This window comes from Ruegeria sp. CDSB136, assembly GCF_059610965.1.
The window spans coordinates 72,019-90,602 of sequence record NZ_JBXWOP010000019.1; the positions used below are offsets into that span (position 1 = coordinate 72,019).

The following is an 18,584-nucleotide window of genomic DNA, read 5'->3' on the forward strand; positions in this document are numbered from 1 at the left end:
GGGCAGGGTCAGGGGGTGAGCGCCTGACCGGTCTGATTGTCATCTGGTCATGAGGCTCCCCCCGCCCAATTATCCTCTCCATTCCGTCCGAGGCGCAGCGGCCGTTGTTTGTAATCAGTTGATTTTTGTCTTTTGCATATGCGGGGTTACGCCAAAACTGGATCTGTACACGCGCGAAAAATGCCCGGGGCTTTCGAACCCGCAGGCCAGCGCAACCTCGGTGACCGAGGCCTCGGTCTGAAGCAGCAGATTCTGGGCCCGTTCCAGGCGCAGCTCCATGTAGTACTTCTTGGGGGACGTGTTCAGGTATTTCCCGAACAACCGCTCCAACTGGCGTGCGGAAATCCCGATTTCTCCGGCGATTTGCGAGGGCGAAACCGGTGCATCGATACTGTCGCGCATGATCCGTATTGCCCTGGCCAGATGGGCGTTTCGCATCCCGTTGCGGGACTGGAGCGAAACGCGCTGTCTTGCGGTGGCATTACGCACCGCGTTGTAGACCATCTGATCGGCAACGGCGACTGACAGTTCCCGGCCATGTTCCTTTTCGATCAGGTGCAGCATCAGGTCCGCAGTGGCGGTGCCACCCGATGCCGTGATGTGCTTTTCGTCAGCCGTAAACACGCTGCGCACCAGATTTACCTCGGGAAAGGCTTCCATGAACGCGTCGTGGTATTCCCAGTGAATGGCGGCCTGCATTCCGTCCAGGAAACCGGCCTCGGCCAGCACCCAGGCGCCTGAACACAGCGCGCCGATCCGCGTTCCCCGGGCACGCTCGCGACGCAATGCAGCCAACAACGGGCGCGTGACGTGTTTGCGCATGTGAATACCGGACAAGACGAACAACTGATCAGCCTTGGGCAGTTTATCCAGCCTGGAATGGACCAGCGTCACCGACCCGTTTGAACATACCGCCTGTTCGCCATGTTCCGAGGCAAAGGACCACTCGTACAGGTCTTTACCGCTTTCCAGATTGGCGATTCTCAGCGGCTCGACGGCACATGAAAACGCCAGATGCGAAAATTCCTCAACCAATATGAAGGTGATGTGCTGCGTCTGCTGCATGTCGGTTTCCGTTTGCTGGGCGTCGGCCTGCGACCCCGTGGCGAAGTTTAGGTGATGCTGCACTATTTTTTACTGTATACAAGTTGTATTTTTATCGAATACAAATCGGCCAGCTACTCGGCGCCCACGCGATTCGCAAGGGTATGCATCGGGGCTTGGCAAAGGATTTGGGATGAAAGAAGACGGCAAATCACGCAAGGCAGACCTGAGGGAGCACCTGAAGGTGTCCATTCTGACCCTGCGCCTGCGTCCAGGTGCCGATCTTGACGAGGCGCATCTGTCGGATGCCTTTGGCCTGTCCCGGACCCCGCTGCGCGAGGTGTTCAGGCAATTGGCGGGCGAAGGGTATTTGGATCTGCGCACCAACCGCAGCGCGCGCGTGTCCGAGATGTCCTATACCACCCTGCGCGACTTCTTTCTGGCCGCGCCGATGGTCTATGGGGCAATTCTGCGTCTGGCGGCCCTGAACGCAACGCCCCGGCAGATCGATGACCTAAAGGTGGCGCAGCAAAAGTTCAAAGAGGCATTGCGGACCGGGTCGCCCGAGGATCGTGCCTTGGCCAACAACCGCTTTCACGAAGTGACCGGCGAGATGTCGGCGAATGTCTATCTGCTGCCGTCGTTCAACCGGCTGCTGATCGATCACGCCCGCATCGGTATGACCTTTTATCGCCCCCAAAGCGTTGAAATGACCGAAAACCTGTCCGAGGCGAGCCGCCAGCATGACGCTATCATCGCCGCCATCGAAGCGCGCGATGAAGTGGCTGCTTCGCAGCTGGCGACCGATCACTGGAACCTGTCGCGCGATCAGATCGAACTTTTTGTGATGCCTGAGGCGCTGAATGTCCCGATGGGTGCCCCGCCCCTGTCGAAACCTGCATGAGGACGGAATGAACCCGATTTTCAGATTTGAGGGGATCTACACCCCTGTCGTAACCCCCTACCACGCAGATGGCCAGGTCAACTGGGACGCCCTGTCCGACGTGATCGAATACCTGATCGGACATGGTGTGCACGGGTTGATCTCGGGCGGCTCGACCGGCGAGAACTATGCGCAGACCGTTGACGAGCGTCTTGAGCTGGCAAAATTCACGCATGAGCAGTTAAAAAGCCGGTTGCCGCTTGTGGTCGGCACCGGTGCGATGCTGACACCGGATTCCATTGCGTTGGCCGCGGGCGCGCGCGAGATTGGCGCAGATGCCATCCTGCTGGCCAGCCCGCCCTATTCGGTACCGACCGACCGCGAAAACGCGCTGAACGCACTGGCCATCGACAAGGCAGCAGACCTGCCGGTGATGCTGTACAACTATCCGCATCGCACCGGCACGATGATGGGCGAAGAGTTCCTCGACCGCGTCGGCCGCAGCCGAAATATCTGCGGCATCAAGGAAAGCTCGGGCGATATCAACCGGGTCCACCTGCTGGCGCGGGACTATCCGCATATCCAGCTGGGATGCGGCATGGACGATCAGGCGCTCGAGTTCTTTGCCTGGGGTGCACCGTTCTGGGTCTGTGGTGGGTCGAATTTCCTGCCTGCCGAGCATGTTGCGCTCTACAACGCCTGTGTGATCGAAGGCAACTTTGCCAAGGGCCGCCGGATCATGTCCGCGATGATGCCGCTGATGCGGGTGCTGGAACAGGGCGGCAAGTTTATCCAGACCATCAAGCATGGCGTGACCATGAACGGGATCGACGCGGGCGCGATGCGGCCTCCGCTGAAGGGGCTCAACAAGGACGACAAGCGCGCGCTGGAACAGGTGACGCGTGTTCTCAGACAAAAAATCGCAGACATTGTGGCGGAGGGTTAAGGCATGGGATTGCTCACTAGGGACGAATACAAATCCATTGCTGCCAATCTGGAGCTGCCGACCGGCGCGTTCATAGATGGCGCATTCCGCCCGGCGATGTCCGGCAAGACGTTTGAGACCGCAAACCCGGCCACCGGCGAAAAGCTGACCGATATCGCGGCCTGCGGAACCGCGGACGTGGATTTTGCCGTCGAAAAGGCGCGCGAGGCGTTTGACGATGGGCGCTGGTCGAAACTGCACCCGTCCCAGCGCAAGGACGTGCTGATCCGGCTTTGCAAGCTGATGACGCGCAACGCCCACGAACTGGCGGTGATGGAGAGCATCGACAGCGGCAAGACCATCTATGACTGCGAAACCGTGGACGTGCCTGAAACCATCCACTGCCTGAAATGGCATGCCGAGGCGATCGACAAGATTTACGATCAGGTCAGCCCTGCCAGCGACGATCACATTGCCATGGTCGTGCGTGAGCCGATCGGTGTTGTGGGCTTGGTGCTGCCGTGGAACTTCCCGCTGCTGATGTTGGCGTGGAAGATCGGGCCTGCTTTGGCGGCGGGCTGTTCGGTCGTGGTGAAACCGGCGGTAGAAACCACGCTGACCGCGCTGCGCCTGGCCGAACTGGCGATGGAGGCCGGACTGCCACGCGGTGTTCTGAACATCGTTCCGGGTGGCGGCGCCGACGTGGGCGAGCCCATCGGGCGGCATATGGATATCGACATGGTGTCCTTCACCGGCTCCACCGCCACCGGCAAGCGGTTCCTGACTTATTCGGCCGAAAGCAACGCCAAGGAAGTGGTGCTGGAGATGGGCGGCAAAAACCCCGCTATCGTGATGGAGGATGCCGAAAACCTCGACCGCGTGGCGGCGCACGTGGTCAATGGCGCGTTTTGGAATATGGGTGAGAACTGCTCTGCCTCGTCACGTCTGATCGTGCACAAGGATGTAAAGGCCGAGCTGCTGGAGCGCATCGCCCATCACGCCAAACAATGGAACATCGGCGACCCGCTGGACCCGGAAACCCGCATGGGTGCGCTGGTCAGCGAAGGCCATTACAACAAGGTTTGCAGCTATCTGGATCAGGCAGATAGCGTCGTGATTGGGGGCAAGGCGGACAAGGGTTTTGTCGAAGCCACGGTCGTCGAAGTCCCCGGCAACGACGCCACCCTGGCACGGGAAGAAATCTTTGGCCCGGTTCTGTCAGTAATCGAAGTGTCGGGCTTTGATGAGGCCATCAAGATCGCCAACGACACCGATTATGGTCTGTGCGCCTCGATCTTCACGGCCAATGCCAAACGCGCCATTCGTGGCGCGCGGGCAATCCGGGCGGGAACAGTCACGGTGAACAGCTTTGGCGAAGGCGACATCACCACACCATTCGGGGGATACAAGCAGTCGGGCTTTGGTGGCCGCGACAACTCGGTCCACGCACACGACCAGTACACCCAGTTAAAAACAATCTGGATCGATCTGGCCGACGATGCGGACGAGGCAGTGGATTGAGCCGGTACGAAGCAAAACGGCTGCCGCGCCAAACCGGCGCGGCGGGGTGGAATGCCATTCTGCCCGCTCAGACACCGCTTCCTGAGCTGCAACAGGACCTGAGCGCTGACATCACCATCGTTGGCGGCGGGTTTGCGGGCCTCAGCACGGCGCGACGCCTGCACCAGCTTGATCCTTCCCTGAAGATTGCCGTGCTTGAGGCCGGGCGGTTCGCGGAAGGGTCAGCCGGGCGGAATTCGGGCTTCATGATCGATTTGCCGCATGATCTGGCCTCGGACAATTACGCGGGCGACGGGCTTGAGGCCGACAGGGCCACCATCGCGCTGAACCGAAAGGCAATCGCTTTTGCGCAGCAGGTGGCCGAGGACTGTGTCCTGTCCGACGAGGTGTTCGATCCCTGCGGCAAATTCAACGCCGCTGCCACCCCGTCAGGCGATCTGCACAACCGCGAATATGCCGCGCATCTGGAACGGCTGGGCGAACCCTGCTCCCTTTTCGATCAGCAACAGATGCAGGAACTGACAGGCAGTCCACATTACACCTCGGGCCTGTTTGCGCCGGGGACTGTCATGATCCACCCCGCAGCCTATGTCCGGGCCTTGTCAGCACATCTGGCCGGGCAGGTTGATGTGTTCGAAAACTCGCCGGCTACAGGCTTTGAAAAACAGGGAAACGGCTGGGTTGTCACGACCCCAAAAGCCCGGGTGACGACCGGACGGATTGTGTTGGCCAACAACGGGCATGTCGAAAGCTTTGGGTTCTACCAACGTCGGTTGATGCATATTTGCCTTTACGCGTCACTGTCAGCGCCTCTGACCGACGCTCAGATCAAAACACTGGGTGGGCAATCGCGCTGGTCGGTGACACCGGCGGATCCGATGGGAACATCCGTGCGGCGCATCTCGGGCAGTTATGGCGACCGGATCCTGATCCGGACCTGTTCCAGCTTTCATCCTTCGATCGAGACGACAAACATGCGCCTGCGCAATGCGGGCTGGGTGCATGACCGCAAGTTCCGCGAGAGATTTCCGCATTTGCCGGACGTAAAAATGGAACACCGCTGGGCCGGAATGCTGTGCCTCAGCCGCAATGGCGCGGCCGCTTTTGGCGAACGGGACGACGGGGTTTATTCCGCCTGTTGCCAAAACGGGCTGGGCATTGCCCGCGCGACATTGCAGGGAATGGGCATTGCCGAGCTGATCCTGCAGGGCGGGTCGGACATTGCCAGTCATTTTCTGGCCCAACCGGAGCTGCCGCGCCTGCCACCCGAGCCCTTCGCCTCGCTGGGCGCCAACACCTACCTGATGTGGAAGGAATGGCGGTCAGGCAAGGAATGATCTGCCCTATCCCGGCAGGCTGAGCATTGCCATGCGTCCGCCGTCGACGGTATAGACCTGTCCGGTGACAAAAGCCGCGTCATCTGATGCCAGAAATGCGACAAGGGCCGCAACCTCTTTCGGTGCTCCGGTTCTGGACACGGGGTGGATGCGCCCGATATTCCGGCGAAATGCTTCGGGATCCGGCATCGAGGCGATGAAATCCTCGTTCAGGTCCGTGTCGATCCAACCCGGCGCGACTGCGTTGCACCGGATGCCCTCGGGCCCGTGATCGGCCGCGACCGCGCGGGTCAGCCCGTGCAGTCCGGCCTTGGACGCCCCATAGGCCGCGTGCCCTGGGTTGCTACCCAGACCTTCGATCGAGCCGGTGTTGACGATGTTGCCGTGCGTTTCACGCAGGTGCGGCAAGGCGGCCTTGATCATGAGAAACGGTGCCGTCAGGTTGACCGTCAGGGTCCGCTGCCAGTCACCCAGGCTCATGTCCTCGACCGAGGCTTCCTGCATCATTCCTGCATTGTTGACCAAAACATCAAGGCGCCCGGCCTTCGCAATCAGTTCATCGATCACCTGCGCCGGGCTGTCAGGTCTGGTGAAATCCGCAGCGATGCTTTCAAATTCGGTGTCCGCCCCACGCTGGGCCGTGAGGACGCGCGCACCTTCTTGCTGCAGCCTGACCGCGATGGCACGGCCGATACCGCTGCGGCCACCGGTGACGAGGGCCACCTTGCCTTGGAATCGGTTCATGTGACTGGCTTACCTCCGTTGACCTCAACCAATGTGCCGCAGACATAACGCGCCGCGTCCGAGACAAGAAACAGAACGACATCTGCGATGTCATCAGGCTCGGCAATCCGTCCCAGGGGGACCGTCGCCCCCAATTCGGCCACGGCAGTATCCGGATCGAACCCGCGTTTTGCAAAACCGGACCGCAGCATGGGCGTGTTCACTTCATTCGGGCACACCGCGTTGATGCGAATGCCCTGATGCGCGTGGTCCATTCCCATGCACTGCGTCAGCGAGGCGATGGCCGCCTTGGTCATACAATAAACCGCATGGTTTGGCCCCGGCCGCAAGCCCCAGCACGATGCCGTATTGACGATTGCCCCGCCCCCCGATTGGGCCAGGATCGGAATCGCGGCCCGACAGATTCTGAACGGTGCTTCGACATTGACACCCAGGGACAGTGACCAGTCATCATCCGTGGTTTCGGTGACGGTGCCCCGCGTTATCACGCCCGCATTGTTGATCACGATGTCCAGCCCGCCCAGAAGGTCCGCGGCCGCTTGGGGAAGCGCGTCGCTGTACGAAGCGTCCCTGAGATCACCGGGCAGGTGGGCTTCGGCCTCGATCCCGTCAATTGCTCTGTCCGCCACGGCAACTTGCGCGCCGGCCTGCCGCAATTGGCGGACAATTGCTGCGCCGATCCCTCCGGCAGCTCCAGTAACCAGCGCCTTTCTTCCATTCATTTCCATTTCAATTTCCCGATCAAAAAAAGACCCGCCAATTTCAGGCGGGCCAGTGGGGGGAGAGATCATCAATACGTCTGGTTCAGTTCGTCCGCTGCCGGTATTTCCCGTTCGCGGCGCGCGATGTAGTCCAGCAGTTCCTCGTTCTTGGCCAGATCCAGCGTGGGCTCCTGATATTCGGCCAGCAGCTTGCGGGCGTGGTTCAGAGCGCGTTCGGTGATCTCAACCTCGCCCTCAGCCGTCCATTGCTCGATCGAATTGTTGTCAAACATTTCGGGCATGAAGAACGCGGTCTGGAAATTGTCCTGTGTGTGCGGATGACCCAGATAGTGACCGCCCGGCCCCACATCCGGCACCGCAGCCAGAGCCTGATCGAAATCGTGCCATTTCGGACCTTCGGCCATGCGATAGGCCATGGCGCATTGTTCAGCATCCACGATGAACTTGGCGACCGAACAGTGCATCCCGGCCTCGTTCCAGCCTGCCGAGTGCCAGATGTAATTGGCCCCGGCATGGATCACAGCCTGCAGGGTCGTGGCAGATTCGTAACCGGCCTGCGCATCGAAGGTCTTGGCCCCGCCAAGCGTGTTTGAGGTACGCCACGGCACGTCGTAGTACCGCGCCATCTGACCGATCATGAAATTCATCAGACTGATTTCGGGCGTGCCCGCCATCGGTGCGCCGGATTTCATCGACACGGTTGACAGGTAGTGGCCGTAAATCGCGGGCGCGCCCCTGCGGATCACCTGTGTGTAGGCCAGCGCGCTCAGCGCCTCGGCGTTCAGCTGCGCGACGGTCGCGGGTACGCTGGCGGGCGTGTTGGCACCGCCCAACACGAAGGGCGAGCACAGTACCGGCTGCTTGCGGCGGCAGAAGGCACGCATCGCGCCCAGCATAGTTTCGTCCCAGACCAGTGGCGAGTTGCCGTTGCAGTTGCCGGTGGTGACGGGGTGATCCTCAAGGAACTCTTCCCCGAACAGGATTGCGCACATGTCCATCACGTCCTCGGCGTTTTTGGGGCTGGTGGTCATGCCCATGAACGTCTTGTCCGAATGTTTCATCGAAGAATAGGTGATGCGCAGGTGGCGCTGACTGATCGGGTGATCGTAGGGTTCCACGATATGATGGGCCGACGAATGCAGCGCAGGCATCATGTGGCTCAGCTTGTGGAACATGGCCAGATCGTCCAGCGTCGGATTGCGGCGCACGTCGTCGAGATCACGCAGGAACGGCGCGCCGGTCATCGGCACGAAGATCGAATGCCGGCCACCCAGCCGCACGTTCTTTTGCGGGTTGCGGGCATGGTAGGTGAAATCCGAAGGGATTGTGGCAATCAGTTCACGAACCAATCCGCGATCCAGATAGACCAGCTCTCCCTCGACCCTGGCACCGGCCTTTTTCCAGTCTTCCAGCGCAATGGGGTCGCGGAACTGCACTCCGACATTTTCCAGAATGTCCATCGAGGCGTTGTCAATGCGCTCAACCTGGGCGCCGTCCATCACCTCGCATAGCGGGATGCCCCGGGTCAGTCCGGGCAACATCTCAAAGTTTGGCGCGGTTCGCTTGGCGCGGCGGGCCGAGCGTCCGCCCGAGCGCGTTGCGGTACGAATGTTCATGGGGCAATCCTCCAATCTTGTTAGACAGAATGGGGGATTCGCAGGTCGCGCACCTCACTGATTCCGAAATCTGTTTGCAGGAACCGACACCGTTTCAAAACCAAAAGCGCCGCCCCTGTCGGGGCGGCGCCTGATCTTGTCTGTCGCTATCCGATTATTCGGCGGCTTGGGTAGAGACACCGTGCTTTTCACGCTGTCCGTCGCGGAACAACGCCTTGCCCAGCGCGATGCACATCAGGCCCATCACCATGGTAAAGGGCAGTGCACCGATAATCATCGCATTGCGCAGCGCATCCATTGGGTTGTTTTCACCCGCAGCGAGGACCAGTGCGCCGATCACGGCCGTCAGGATCACACCCCAGATGATGCGGTGCTTGATACCGGTTTCCTGGCTGCCGCCGGACATGATGGTGTTCATTACCAGAATGCCCGAGTCCGCAGAGGTCACCAGGAAGGTCATGATCAGGATCACGCACATGACGTTCAGCATGGACAGCAGCCCGCCGTCGATCATGTAGGACAGTGTCACGAACAGTTTGTTCGTATTCGACGCCCCGATGATCGCGCCTTCCGCCGCGCCTGCCAGTTCCAGATCGATCGCGGTGCCGCCCAGAACGGTCATCCATGCAAAGCAGACCAGTGCCGGTGCGAAGACGCAACCCAGGATGAACTCGCGCACGCTGCGACCCTTTGAGATGCGCGCCAGGAACAGGCCCACGAAGGGCGAGAACGCGATCCACCAGGCCCAGTAGAATGTGGTCCAGCCTGCCTGCCAGCCGAACTGACGGCCCTGCTCGCCTGCTGCATAAGCCGCGGTCAGGGTGGCTTCGTCCAATTCGGCGGCTGCACCTTCCAGACCGCCCTTGAAGCCGTCAAAGCTGCCCCAGGCATTGGTTGCGCCGCCCATCAGGTCAGCCGCATGCGCCTGCGCCTCGGCGGGCAGAGCTGCTGCAAAAGCTTCGGCCGACAGCGGGCCATAGGCATTAAAGCTGAGCGACAGGAAGTGCAGAATGTAGTCCACCATCGCCGAGCCGTAGGTGGTCATGGCGAAGACAAACGAGCCGAAGACGATGAACGTGCCCAGAAGGATGATCGACAGCACAAGGTTCAGGTTCGACAGGTACTTGACGCCCCGGCCAACACCGGAAACCGCCGAAATGATCGACAGGCCCATGATGACGACCAGCCCCGAAATCAGACCGACCTTGCTGGGGGTCGGAACCTCGCCGCCCATATCCATGATCCACTGCATGCCGGTAATGGCATAAAGACCGTCGATGAACTGGCTGACGCCGTAGCCGATGGTGACCGAGACACCCAGAATAGTCGCCACAACACCCAGAACGTCCACGGTGTGGCCCAGAAACCCGTTCATCAGGCGGCCAAACAGAGGCGTCAGCGCCGAGCGGATCGTCAGGGGCATGTTGCGCGTATAGGCGTAATACGCCAGCGACAGCCCGGTTACCACGTAGATCGCCCAGGCGTGGAAGCCGTAGTGCAGGTATGTGAAGCGATATGCGGATTGCAGCGCCTCAGGCGAGTTGCCCTCGACCGCGCCCGAGACCACCACGGGGTTCGAGCCCCATAGACCCAGAGGTTCGGCGGTGGCAAACACCATCAGGCCAACACCCAGACCCGCGCCGAACATCATCGAGAACCACGAGAAATTCGAGAATTCGGGCTTCTCACCCGGTGTGCCCATGATCCGCCGGCCGGTGGATGGCAGGATCGCAACGATGGCAAGGAAGAAGAAGAACAGCCCGACGATGATAACGTAGAAGCTGTTGAATACTTCAAGCAGCCTGCCGTTCCAGCTGCCGAGCGTGCTGTTCGCATTGGCCGGGAACACCAGCGCCCAAAGTACGAGCGCGACCATGATCCCTTTGCTGATCAGGGCGATCGGGACGCTGTAGTTCTCGTAGAAACCGGCATCCGCCGTTTCTATCTCGAGATCCGTGAACGGTTCGGGTACTGACATATTCTCTCCTCCATGGCGATGTCATTATTTTGGGGGTCTGCGTGGTTGCGTTTGCGCCTTCGCGCCGACGTCCTGCTGTAGCTGACGACCGCGCATGCGGCCGGGGTACACATGAAACCCTTTCAACCCCGGGAAGTGCCAACGCGCGCTCCCATACGCACAGATTTCAGCGCAACCTGGTCCGAAAACACGTGCTGCGCCCTGGCCTTCCAGTTTTTTTCATACGGGTGACGCCCAGAATTGGCACGGAACCCGAAACTGTCTGTGGACCTGTTCAACGGCGTTTTTTTGCAGCCCATTGTACTCGACCCTCATTGGTTCGTCTGCATACAAGGTCGATTTCGGTCGTATTCGGCGTTTACCGACACTATCCGACCCATTGCCGACCCCAGCCGCCATTTGTGACTGACAGATGCATCTATTATTTAGCAAAATCAGTTCTACAACCGAGAAAATTCTATTATTCACTTGAATGATCCTAAACCGAGCACTGATTACGCATGTCCAGACGCCATTATAAACTGCCGCCTTTGACCACCCTTTCCGCCTTCGAGGCAGCAGCACGGCATCTGAGCTTCAAGAACGCCGCCGAGGAATTGTCGGTCACACCCGGCGCAGTCAGCCATCAGATCAAGGCGCTGGAAGGCGATCTGGATACAGCGCTTTTTCAACGCAAGCATCGCGGTGTGGACCTGACCGAGGACGGAAGGGCATTGTACGAGGCATTGTCCACGTCCTTCGGGCGCATCTCAAAGACGCTGGCGACGATCCGCGACCGCACGTCGGGCGGCAAGGTGACCGTCGGATCGACAACGGCCGTCGCCGCATTGTGGCTGTCACCCTCCATCATCCGGTTCTGGCGGGAAACGCCTGAAGTCAATGTCGATCAGATCTCGCAGGATCGTCCTTTCAGGAACCGGCCCGAGATTGACTTCTTTATCCGATACGGCAAGGACAATGACCCTACGCTGTCGCATACCCCGCTGTACCGAGATCAGCTGATCGCGGTCGGCAGTCCGGACATGGCCGAAAGACTTGCGGGTGCGGATTTGGAACAATTGGCCGCCCAGCGGCTTATTCATCTGGATTCAGAGGATCAGACCTGGACGACATGGCCGGACTGGTTTCAAATTCTGGGTTATTCAGGAAACATCCCGGTGGAAACACGCGTCAACAGCTACTCGGTGGCCTTGCAGCTTGCGCGCAAGGGCGCAGGACTGGCGCTTGGATGGCAACGCCTGATCAGGCCTATGTTGCAATCCGGGAAACTGGTTCCGATCGGCCCGCATCGCCTGACGGCCCCCAACCAGTTCTACCTGGTCGGCCGACCGGAAGAGGAACTGACCGAGAATGCTCGCGCGCTCAAGAACTGGATCATTCAGGAAGTGCGTCAGAATTCGGATTAGATCAGGTCAAGCTGTGATGAGGATTTCTGATATTGAAGCGGGGGCGGCGGTTCCGTCAAAACGATCGAAATGCATCCAGCCAAGAGTCAGGAGAGCCCGATGAACAAGCATAGTGTTCTGTCATCCGTTCTGAACGATGTGAATATCGCAAACGGCCTGCCGAACGAACATTATATCGACCCGGTGGTTTTTGCCGAAGAGAAACAGTCGGTCCTGTTTTCGAATTGGTCTGGTATCGGGTTTGGCAAGGACGTCCCCGAGGAAGGAGACGCCAAACCAGTGGACTTTCTGGGTATGCCCCTGTTGATCGTTCGCGACCGCGACGGCGAGATCGGCGTGTTTCAGAACACCTGCCGGCATCGTGGAATGATCCTGGTGGATACGCCCAGAAAAATCGGCGGTGCCATCCGCTGTCCCTATCACAGCTGGTGCTACAGCCTGAAAGGCAAGCTGCATGCGACGCCTCATGTGGGGGGGCCGGGACAGAACAAGCATGAAGATATCGACAAGGACGATCTGGGGCTGGTTCGGATTCGGTCTTACGTCTGGCGTGACGTGATTTTCGTCAATGTCAGCGGCAACGCACCCGATTTCGAAGAGGTCCACGGCCCGCTGATGGAACGCTGGGGCGAATTCGAACAGCCGATCTTTCACGGCGGAGAGACATCGTCTTTCAAGCTTGAGGTCAAGTCCAACTGGAAGCTCGCAGTCGAGAACTATTGCGAAAGCTATCATTTGCCGTGGGTGCATCCCGGTCTCAACAGCTATTCCCGCCTGGAAGATCACTATAATATCGAAGCGCGCAACCACTACTCGGGCCAGGGAACGCTGGTTTACCGTCAACTGACAGATCAGGACGGTGCCACGCTGCAGGATTTTGCCGGCCTGAGCGACAAGTGGGATGAGGGCGCGGAATATGTCGCGCTGTATCCCAACGTGCTGTTGGGCGTCCAGCGCGACCACAGCTTTGCCATCGTTCTCGAGCCTGTCGATCAGGAGAACACGGTGGAACATATCGAGCTGTATTACGCCAAGAGCGAAGCCGAAACGCCCGAGCATGACGGGTTGCGCGCCTCGAACGCGCAGCTATGGAAAACCGTTTTTGAAGAGGATGTTTTCGTCGTGGAAGGCATGCAGAAAGGTCGGCACGGCGTTCTGTTTGACGGCGGGCGGTTTTCGCCGGCGATGGACGGACCGACCCATTGCTTTCACCACTGGGTGGCCACGCAGATCGAAAACGGCCGGACAGTCTGAGGAACGGCCGGGTGACGGATCGGACAGATCAAGATCAACGGGCTACGCTGGATCGGCTGCTGCTGGATGCACATTCCCGAGGCGACCACGTAGACCTTGTCCGCTATTACACACAGGCCGCGGACGAGCGTGAAGCCGTTCGCGACCTGGACGCGGCCTGTTTCTATCTGACCCATGCCTTTGTCTTTGCGCTGGAATCCGGCGCCCCGGAAGCTGATGTTCTGAACTACCGGCTGTTTGAACACGGGCGCACGGAACGGCTGGAGTTTTAAGCCAACCGTCGACGGTAACGTGCCCCGCCGTTACACTGCCCTAACGTCGCCCTGTTCACACGCGCGATAAAACTTCTATCCTGCCCGGGGCTTCAATCGGACCGTCACCGGAGGGGCAAACGTTGGAAAACGTGACTGACATGCTGATCGTCGGCGCCGGGTTTTCCGGGCTCACCATGGCGCTGGAGGCGCGAAAACGCGGCGTTGCCAACATCGCCATCCTTGAAAAAGCAGGCGATATCGGCGGGACCTGGCGCGAGAATACTTATCCCGGCGTTGCCTGTGATATCCCCTCGCATCTCTATTCAATGGCCACCCACCCGAACCCGGACTGGAGCCGGGCTTATGCGGGCGGTGCCGAAATTCAGTCCTATCTGCAGAAGATCGCCCGCGCCGAGGGCCTGTACGATCTGTGCCATTTTCACCAAAGCCTGAAATCTGCCAGATGGGACGGCACAAACTGGCAAATCGAAACACATGAAGGCCAGCACTGGACCGCAAGCTTTCTGATCTCGGCAATTGGTGCGCTGCATGTGCCGAACATTCCGGATATCCCCGGCGCCGAGAGCTTTCCAGGCCCGTGCTTTCATTCCGCCGAATGGGATCACGACGTCGACTTGGCCGGCAAACGCGTCGCGGTCGTGGGCACTGGCGCATCCGCGGTTCAGTTCGTGCCCGAAATCGCCAAATCCGCGGCTGATGTCACCGTTTTCCAGCGCAGCCCGCCTTATGTCCTGCCGCGCCCTGACGGCCCGATTGCACCATGGGTACGTCGCCTCTACCGTCACGTCCCCCTGCTGCCACGCCTGCGGCGCAAGCTGATCTACATGATTTTTGAATACCGCCACAAAGTATTTCGCGGCGAGGCGCGCATGGTGAAATTTGCCATGAAGATGTGGCGTAAATCACTGACTGGCGCGATCCCGGATCCCGCCAAGCAGAAGATGCTGACGCCCGGTTATCGGATCGGGTGCAAACGCATCCTGAGCTCGAACGACTGGTATCCGGCACTGGCCCGCAACAACGTCCATCTTGTTGCGCAAGGGATGGCGTCCATTGAGTCCGACCAGATCATCGCAACAGATGGCAGCACGGTTCAGGCTGACGTTCTAATCTGGGGAACCGGCTTTCACGTCACGGATGTGGTGCAACGACTGGACATCTCGGGCGTCAACGAAATTACACTGCACAAAGCATGGGGCGACGGAATGCAGGCCAATCTGGGCACCGCGATCGCCGGTTTCCCGAACTTCTTCATATTGCTGGGGCCGCATACCGGGCTGGGGCACAACTCGGTTGTTCTGATGATTGAAGCCCAGGTGAAACACATTGGCCGCGTTCTGGCGCAGATGAAGAAAAAAGGGTTGAAGGCCATCATGCCGGATGCCGCGAAACAGGATGAGTTCACACGCGAGATGCGCGAACGGCACACCGACAGTGTCTGGCAGACCGGCGGCTGCACATCGTGGTATCAGGATGCGCAAGGGCGCAACACCACGCTGTGGCCCGGCACCGTGGCGGAGTACGAAAAGAGGATGGCGCAGGCGGGTTTGGAACAATACCGGCCAGTGCCCACGCCGAATGGAGAATTGTAGATGACGACTATCCTGATCTTGCTGGGCGCACTGGGCCTCTTTCTGCTGGCCATGAACCTTTGGACGCGGCGGCTGACCAAAAAGGGTTTCGAAAGGGTGCCTCAACCGGGTCAGGTGGTCGCGGTTGATGGCGGCAGCATCCACTATGTCGAGCGTGGAGATCCCGCCAACCAGACCATCGTGATGATCCACGGTCTGTCGGGGCAGCTACAGCATTACACCTATGCGCTGATGGACGAATTGACGGACGATTTCCACGTCATTGCCATTGATCGCCCCGGCTGCGGGTATTCCACCCGGGACGACCCGTCGTTGGGCACCCTTCCGGAGCAGGCCCGGATGATACAGGAGTTTCTGGACCAAAAATCGGTCACCGACGTCATTCTGGTCGGGCATTCTCTGGGCGGGGCGGTATCGCTGGCAATGGCCCTTGAATATCCCGACCGGATTGCGGGGCTCGCGTTGCTGGCCCCGCTGACACAGCAAATGCCCGCGCCGCCACAGGTTTTCAAACCGCTGGAAATCCGGACTGCCTGGTTGCGCAACCTGATCGGAAATACGATCGCCGTGCCGCTGGCGGCAAAGACAGCGCCCCATGTTCTGAGCGCCGTTTTTGAGCCCGAGCCCGCCCCGGCGGATTTCCTGGACCGGGCTGGCGGCGCCCTGGGGCTGCGCCCATCGGCCTTCATCACAGCCTCGCAGGACGTGGTCGGAGTGGATGCCAGCATCGGGGACCAATGCCGCCGCTACCCGGAACTGCAAGTGCCGGGCGGTATTCTTTACGGCGCTCAGGACGCTATCCTCTCAGCCGCGCAGCACGGCCCTCCGATGACAGAATTCGGCCTGACCTACGAGGAAACTGGCAAGCACGGCCATATGATCCTCATCACCATCCCGGAAATTTGCGCATCGTTCATCCGAAAGATTGCCGATAATTGCCGCTCATCCCGATTGGATTCGGCAGGTCAGACCAAAGAGTGAAAGATTCCGCCACGGACCGCCATTTCCCTCTTGACCCTGCCGGACCCCTCCCTTAAATCGCCTGTCACTCGTGGCGGAGTAGCTCAGTTGGTTAGAGCAGCGGAATCATAATCCGCGTGTCGGGGGTTCAAGTCCCTCCTCCGCTACCAAAATCCACCTAACTTATTGATTTTATTAAATAAAAACAATAATATTGGGGTTTTTTCTAAAATCCAGAACGCGCTTAAGGCGTTGAAATCAAATGATTTTGACCTCAAGGACGTTAACGACGGCCTCCGCTTCACACCCCCCCAAGAGTGGATGGGGAAGCCTATTCAATTAAGTTTTTACATTCACAGCTTATTTCTCGACCTTTAGGCGATGCAGATCAAAATCGTTTACCGAACACCAAAATCTGAAAGCTCTGGGACGGGCAGTCAAACTTATGATCCACATGAAGTCCGTTTGAAGCAGGTCCGTGCGATGGCCAAAGATGCGGCAAGGAGGTCATCAGAGCTTCGAAAACGAGGCCGACCTAAAAAACTAAGTTGAATGAGAGCACACCGCCAGGCGGTTAGTGCTGACAAGAACGGACTTACATATTGGATTTCACCCCTGATGCATCGCACTATATTTTGTAGTGTTGCCGATGCGCCTTATCGACATTTTGCAAGGCTGATGGGATTGTAGTGACATATTTTGATTCAATACCATAGAGAAAATGACCGCAAAAATAGCAATGACTAATTCGACAGGAATCACCTTGGCTGCTGATAACCGCCAGCGTTGAATTGTCAGAATGAGCACCTGGCCCTTTGCGGCTGGCTGTTTCTTGACTCAGGAAACGCTTCAGTTTGATCTGAGGCTTTAGAATCCGGATTGGTTGGAGGGCACGGTTTGACACTGAATCTTTATGTAAACCCAAAAGGTTTTGCCGCATTGATATCCGATCTAATTGTTACCAAATCAACCGATGGGTCTCCGCCACCTATCGGCTCTGTACTAACGCCTTCAAACTTTTGGCTGGATCAACTGACACCCGGCAAGCAGTTTGCAGAGTTTTGGGACAAGTTGGCAATATTGGACGACAATACCTCGGTCACGTTTGCGGCAAAAGACGCTGAAAAGGTGAAAGATTTTCTTCCAACTCTCAATATGCGAATGAAACTTCGTCCTGAAAACACTCGTCCTATGAGATTCGCAGGAGATCTCGCAGATAAATATTTGAGTGACAATAACTGCCCTGATGCGTTCAGAATGATGGGTTTTCATCCAATCAAAAACGATGAATACATCTGTATTAACTTTACTCCACCAGATTGGTCTAATTTACTGGAGACAAAACACTTTAATACCTGCTATGCGCAAGGAAGTGGTGGCGAAAAAGCCCTAGAGTTTCTAAAAAGGTTTGACAACGATTTAAGCTCCAGAGAATGGCCGGACGACCCGTTCGCACATCTTATCGACTTCTTAGGCATCCTGAATGCAAATAAACTCTTTTGTGAAGAGCCGGAAGGGTTGGCAGATACTTGGGGAGGATATTTGCAATGCTCTTATTACAATCCGCTAACAAACACGGTCCAATACACTCCATCGTGGTCGCACGTTAGCTTCTTTTTTGATGCAGATGCCAAAAACCCAAGACTAGGGCTAAACCAGAAGCACGTGTTTTATAATAGGGAGGAGGGCCGTCAGTGGCTTGGCGTTCTCTTTCTATCAAGTCAGGACGGTATGGATCGCTTCTCATGGCGAATCAAATCGATGATGAATCCCATTGATGATAATTCTCCTCCGAATTGGGATGCGATCAACCCGATAGTCACGACTGTTACCATCTTTGTTAAGAAAGACGGGCAAATCCTCGGCCCTCTTCATAAGAACCTGTCACCAGAAGAACAAAAAGACCTGAAGTTCGATTTTTCATCAAATACATGCAAACCTCAACTATCCAAAAGTTTGCAGGAGCGGCTGGAAGGCTTGGTCAAAGACCACTACTCACTTTGAATTTGGGTGTGAACCGATCCGCGCATTAAAGGCCCCTGCAGACATGTTCGGAAGGGGCAGCGGCCTTGTTCGCAACTCCAGCCAGGCGGCATCCATGGCCACAAATGCAAGGATGTAGTACGGCTCCAGCGGAAAGCGCATGAGGCGGCAATAGGCCTCTATCTCCTGATACGTGATCGCGTTCAGTGCGCCATAAGAGTGCGACCTTGTGCGGCTAAAGGTGAGGAACGTGTTCCAAATGTTCTGAGTGCCGTCCGGCTACATGGTCGGTTGCTTGGATTCCAGGTTAGCTTCCGTCGCACGGATGAGGATTTTGGAAAGAC

At 58.1% G+C, this 18,584-nt stretch carries 15 protein-coding genes, 1 tRNA gene and 1 pseudogene; 11 read left to right on the top strand and 6 right to left on the bottom strand.

Annotated elements, in window-relative coordinates:
* Nucleotides 1-114: 114 nt before the first annotated feature.
* The gene (locus tag AC2FIR_RS19090; RefSeq protein ID WP_496747245.1) at nt 115-1,065 is read right to left on the bottom strand and encodes a GlxA family transcriptional regulator; all 951 of its coding nucleotides are present in this window, start codon (nt 1,063-1,065) and stop codon (nt 115-117) included.
* 172 nt (nt 1,066-1,237) lie between these two features.
* Here AC2FIR_RS19090 and AC2FIR_RS19095 point away from each other — a divergent pair, with 172 nt between their 5' ends.
* The 4 genes from AC2FIR_RS19095 to AC2FIR_RS19110 are packed head-to-tail and all read left to right on the top strand — an operon-like array spanning nt 1,238 to nt 5,710.
* Nucleotides 1,238-1,948 carry a GntR family transcriptional regulator gene (locus AC2FIR_RS19095; protein WP_170612034.1) on the top strand — a complete coding sequence of 237 codons (711 nt, stop codon included), beginning with the start codon at nt 1,238-1,240 and terminating at the stop codon, nt 1,946-1,948.
* A 7-nt stretch (nt 1,949-1,955) separates the two neighbouring features.
* Nucleotides 1,956-2,873: a dihydrodipicolinate synthase family protein gene (locus AC2FIR_RS19100; protein WP_170612036.1), complete on the top strand. Its 918-nt coding sequence runs from the start codon at nt 1,956-1,958 to the stop codon at nt 2,871-2,873.
* A gap of 3 nt (nt 2,874-2,876) precedes the next feature.
* The gene (locus AC2FIR_RS19105; protein ID WP_170612037.1) at nt 2,877-4,373 is read left to right on the top strand and encodes an aldehyde dehydrogenase; all 1,497 of its coding nucleotides are present in this window, start codon (nt 2,877-2,879) and stop codon (nt 4,371-4,373) included.
* Nucleotides 4,370-5,710 (top strand): NAD(P)/FAD-dependent oxidoreductase, encoded by a 1,341-nt coding sequence (locus AC2FIR_RS19110; protein ID WP_496747247.1) that lies wholly within the window; start codon nt 4,370-4,372, stop codon nt 5,708-5,710. The genes AC2FIR_RS19105 and AC2FIR_RS19110 overlap by 4 nt, the downstream gene beginning before the upstream one ends.
* Nucleotides 5,711-5,716: 6 nt before the next feature.
* Here the strand turns inward: AC2FIR_RS19110 and AC2FIR_RS19115 are convergent, their stop codons facing one another.
* From AC2FIR_RS19115 to AC2FIR_RS19130, 4 genes are all read right to left on the bottom strand, one after another.
* Nucleotides 5,717-6,454 (bottom strand): SDR family NAD(P)-dependent oxidoreductase, encoded by a 738-nt coding sequence (locus AC2FIR_RS19115; protein WP_496747249.1) that lies wholly within the window; start codon nt 6,452-6,454, stop codon nt 5,717-5,719.
* Nucleotides 6,451-7,182 (bottom strand): SDR family NAD(P)-dependent oxidoreductase, encoded by a 732-nt coding sequence (locus AC2FIR_RS19120; RefSeq protein WP_496747251.1) that lies wholly within the window; start codon nt 7,180-7,182, stop codon nt 6,451-6,453. The genes AC2FIR_RS19115 and AC2FIR_RS19120 overlap by 4 nt, the downstream gene beginning before the upstream one ends.
* A gap of 62 nt (nt 7,183-7,244) precedes the next feature.
* Entirely contained in the window at nt 7,245-8,792 is a 1,548-nt protein-coding gene (locus tag AC2FIR_RS19125; protein ID WP_480891048.1) for a trimethylamine methyltransferase family protein, read from the bottom strand.
* Nucleotides 8,793-8,946: 154 nt separating this feature from the next.
* Nucleotides 8,947-10,770, bottom strand: coding sequence for a BCCT family transporter (locus AC2FIR_RS19130; protein ID WP_170681632.1), 1,824 nt, complete (start codon nt 10,768-10,770; stop codon nt 8,947-8,949).
* A gap of 500 nt (nt 10,771-11,270) precedes the next feature.
* On the opposite strand from AC2FIR_RS19130, the gene AC2FIR_RS19135 reads away from it, so the two are divergent.
* The 7 genes from AC2FIR_RS19135 to AC2FIR_RS19165 all read left to right on the top strand — a co-directional run bounded on the left by AC2FIR_RS19135 (nt 11,271) and on the right by AC2FIR_RS19165 (nt 18,261).
* The gene (locus AC2FIR_RS19135; RefSeq protein WP_170805922.1) at nt 11,271-12,176 is read left to right on the top strand and encodes a LysR substrate-binding domain-containing protein; all 906 of its coding nucleotides are present in this window, start codon (nt 11,271-11,273) and stop codon (nt 12,174-12,176) included.
* A 99-nt stretch (nt 12,177-12,275) separates the two neighbouring features.
* Entirely contained in the window at nt 12,276-13,430 is a 1,155-nt protein-coding gene (locus AC2FIR_RS19140) for an aromatic ring-hydroxylating oxygenase subunit alpha (RefSeq protein ID WP_170805921.1), read from the top strand.
* Nucleotides 13,431-13,441: 11 nt separating this feature from the next.
* Nucleotides 13,442-13,702, top strand: coding sequence for a hypothetical protein (locus tag AC2FIR_RS19145; RefSeq protein ID WP_480903764.1), 261 nt, complete (start codon nt 13,442-13,444; stop codon nt 13,700-13,702).
* A 131-nt stretch (nt 13,703-13,833) separates the two neighbouring features.
* The gene (locus AC2FIR_RS19150) at nt 13,834-15,297 is read left to right on the top strand and encodes a flavin-containing monooxygenase (protein WP_496747256.1); all 1,464 of its coding nucleotides are present in this window, start codon (nt 13,834-13,836) and stop codon (nt 15,295-15,297) included.
* The gene (locus tag AC2FIR_RS19155; RefSeq protein WP_480915529.1) at nt 15,298-16,278 is read left to right on the top strand and encodes an alpha/beta fold hydrolase; all 981 of its coding nucleotides are present in this window, start codon (nt 15,298-15,300) and stop codon (nt 16,276-16,278) included.
* A gap of 72 nt (nt 16,279-16,350) precedes the next feature.
* Nucleotides 16,351-16,427, top strand: a tRNA-Met gene (locus tag AC2FIR_RS19160).
* A 727-nt stretch (nt 16,428-17,154) separates the two neighbouring features.
* Complete coding sequence (locus tag AC2FIR_RS19165) at nt 17,155-18,261, top strand: hypothetical protein (RefSeq protein ID WP_496762894.1); 1,107 nt, start codon at nt 17,155-17,157, stop codon at nt 18,259-18,261.
* On the opposite strand, the pseudogene AC2FIR_RS19170 reads toward AC2FIR_RS19165, so the two are convergent.
* Nucleotides 18,253-18,507: pseudogene (locus AC2FIR_RS19170) on the bottom strand (phage tail assembly chaperone); the annotation flags it as partial. The gene AC2FIR_RS19165 and the pseudogene AC2FIR_RS19170 overlap by 9 nt on opposite strands.
* Nucleotides 18,508-18,584: the final 77 nt, after the last annotated feature.

Excerpts from the sequence above, each read along its gene's own strand:
- AC2FIR_RS19105 (WP_170612037.1), top strand. The coding sequence starts at position 2,877 with ATGGGATTGCTCACTAGGGACGAATACAAATCCATTGCTGCCAATCTG.
- AC2FIR_RS19125 (WP_480891048.1), bottom strand. The coding sequence starts at position 8,792 with ATGAACATTCGTACCGCAACGCGCTCGGGCGGACGCTCGGCCCGCCGC.
- AC2FIR_RS19090 (WP_496747245.1), bottom strand. The coding sequence starts at position 1,065 with ATGCAGCAGACGCAGCACATCACCTTCATATTGGTTGAGGAATTTTCG.
- AC2FIR_RS19115 (WP_496747249.1), bottom strand. The coding sequence starts at position 6,454 with ATGAACCGATTCCAAGGCAAGGTGGCCCTCGTCACCGGTGGCCGCAGC.
- AC2FIR_RS19100 (WP_170612036.1), top strand. The coding sequence starts at position 1,956 with ATGAACCCGATTTTCAGATTTGAGGGGATCTACACCCCTGTCGTAACC.
- AC2FIR_RS19095 (WP_170612034.1), top strand. The coding sequence starts at position 1,238 with ATGAAAGAAGACGGCAAATCACGCAAGGCAGACCTGAGGGAGCACCTG.
- AC2FIR_RS19130 (WP_170681632.1), bottom strand. The coding sequence starts at position 10,770 with ATGTCAGTACCCGAACCGTTCACGGATCTCGAGATAGAAACGGCGGAT.
- AC2FIR_RS19120 (WP_496747251.1), bottom strand. The coding sequence starts at position 7,182 with ATGGAAATGAATGGAAGAAAGGCGCTGGTTACTGGAGCTGCCGGAGGG.
- AC2FIR_RS19140 (WP_170805921.1), top strand. The coding sequence starts at position 12,276 with ATGAACAAGCATAGTGTTCTGTCATCCGTTCTGAACGATGTGAATATC.
- AC2FIR_RS19155 (WP_480915529.1), top strand. The coding sequence starts at position 15,298 with ATGACGACTATCCTGATCTTGCTGGGCGCACTGGGCCTCTTTCTGCTG.
- AC2FIR_RS19135 (WP_170805922.1), top strand. The coding sequence starts at position 11,271 with ATGTCCAGACGCCATTATAAACTGCCGCCTTTGACCACCCTTTCCGCC.